1 protein-coding gene and 1 pseudogene are annotated in these 2,225 nt (G+C 66.9%); both read left to right on the top strand.

Annotated features, from left to right (window positions below):
- Positions 1–823: pseudogene (locus GSQ90_RS20190) on the top strand (hypothetical protein); the annotation flags it as partial.
- An 81-nt stretch (positions 824–904) separates the two neighbouring features.
- Positions 905–2,092 (top strand): hypothetical protein, encoded by a 1,188-nt coding sequence (locus GSQ90_RS20185; protein WP_158816698.1) that lies wholly within the window; start codon positions 905–907, stop codon positions 2,090–2,092.
- Positions 2,093–2,225: the final 133 nt, after the last annotated feature.

Genomic DNA, 2,225 nt, shown 5'->3' with positions numbered 1-2,225 from the left:
GGGGATGACGGAAGGCGGCGCGATTGTCGTGCGCAACGGGGCGATCAGCATAGTCGCGACGAACAATGCGGGGATCGACGGGCGGTTGAGCGCGGGGGGCTCGACGCGCCATGGCGGCTCGGTGTCGATTGCGGCGGCCAATAATGTGACGGTGGGCGCGGGGGCGAAGATCAGCGCGCGGGCGGCCAAGGCGGGCGCGGCGAGCGCGGCCAACGCAACGGCGCCGGCGTCCACAGCCGCGCAGATCACGGTCGCGGCCGGCAATGATGCGACGATCGCGGGCTCCCTGGCGGCGCCGGGAGCGCCCGGACGCAACGGCGGCGCCATCACCGTTTCCGCCGGGGCCGATGCGAGCGTCGCCGCAACCTCGGTCTTGAGCGCGATCGGCATTGGGGCGAACTCGAGCGGGGGAACCATTTCAGTCAAGCCGACGGGCAACCTCACCGTCGCCGACGGCGCGACGTTTGACGTTCACGCCGGCGCCAGCGGCGACGGCGGCTTCGTCGAATTGAGCGCGGGACAGACGGCGACGATCGGCGAGATCGCGCTCAATCTCGGCGCGACCAATGGCCAGGCCGGCACGCTGCTGCTCGATCCCAACGATCTCGTGGTTGGAAGCAATGACCCTAATGCTCCGGCTGACGCCAGTTACGACGCGAACTTCGCAACGTCTGGCGGTTCCGTTATTCTGACTGCCGACAATTCGATCACTATCGCCTCGAATGGCGAGATCAACACCACGCTGTCGGGAGGCCAATCGGGCAGCATCAGCTTGACCGCCCCGTCGATCAGCATCCTGGGCGGCGGGCAATTGTTGGTCTAGGCCGTCGGCGCCGGGGGTAAGGCCGGAGCCATTACACTCTCTGCCACAGCTACGTCATCGACGGCCGCGCAGATATCCATCATGGGGGACGCCATCAACGGCGCCGCGATTGTCAACGGCGGCGATATCACCCTGACCGCAACATCACAGCTCCTGCAGGCGTTCGATCACGCCGCCATCACTATTCAAGCGGCCGACGTCACGGCTGCCGGGGCGTTGCAAGCCACCGCGACGGCGAACGGCGGCACGACGGTCAATTTCGTCGCCGCTGTCGCTTCGGCTGATGTGCAGGCCTCGATCGATATTCTAGGCTCCTCGAATGTCACGTCGACGGGCGTCATGACGCTGGCGTCGACCGCGACCGCGGCGGCCAGCGCCACCGGGGCCCTACCAGGGTCCTTCTCGCTGCCTGCCGACGCCTCCGCCGCGGTGACGACCGTCACCAGCGTCGCGCGTGTCCATATCGGCGATTCCTCGAATGTCTCGACGACCGGCGGCGGCAGTGAGCTCAGTCTGGCGGCGACGAATACAGTGACATCGGACGCTACGGCGAACGCGGCTGTGGGCGGCTCCACCGCGGTTGGCGCAAGCGTCGCCGTGAACATCGTCAACGTGACGACCATCGCGAGCATCGATGGCGCGGCGCAGGTGAATGCAGCGGGGGCGCTGAGCCTTTCAGGTACATCGAGCACGGTTCTGAATACGAACGCATCCGCCTCGGCGGGCGGCGCCGCAGGCGCGTCCTCGGGACCCGATTCGTCGAGCGTCACGGCGAAATACCTCAACGATGCCGCCTATACGCCTTACGAGAGCACGTCGGACGGCGCGGTGTCCGCGACCGGCGCGCTGACCATCGCCGATCTGACATCGGCGACATCGGCCTCCATGTCATCGTCGAACCAAGCGACTGCGGGAGGGTTGCTGAGCCTGGCCAGCAGCGCCATCAACAGTTCGGCATCCGTCGCCGATGGCGGCAGCGCCAAGAGTTCGGTTGGCATCGGCGCGGCTCTCGCGATCGACCTCGCGCATGTCTCGAACGACGCTACGCTCAGCCAGAACGTACAGAGCGTCGGCCTCAGCGTCACGGCCTTGAATCCCGGGACGCTGGCCCAGAACGCGTTCACCGCGCAGGCGACATCCGGCGCCGGCGGGACGGATGTCGGGGTCGCGGGCAGCTTGGCGACGAACCTTCTCGATTCTGAGAGCGTAGCGCAGATTTCGCCGAACGTGAGCGTGATCGCGGGGGGGCGCCGTCACGATTCAGTCTGACGATGTGTCGGTCTCGACCGCCATCGCCGTGCCGTCGACGCCAACGACGGGGGGCGCCAGCGGGACTGTCGGCGTTGGCGCATCGATTGCGTTGAACATAGTAGCGACGCGATCTTTGGCTGAGCTTTCGGAC

Source organism: Methylocapsa sp. S129, from assembly GCF_009765995.1.
Taxonomy (GTDB): domain Bacteria; phylum Pseudomonadota; class Alphaproteobacteria; order Rhizobiales; family Beijerinckiaceae; genus Roseiarcus.
Note: the sequence above shows the minus strand (reverse complement) of the source record. Positions and strands in the feature narration are given on the sequence as shown.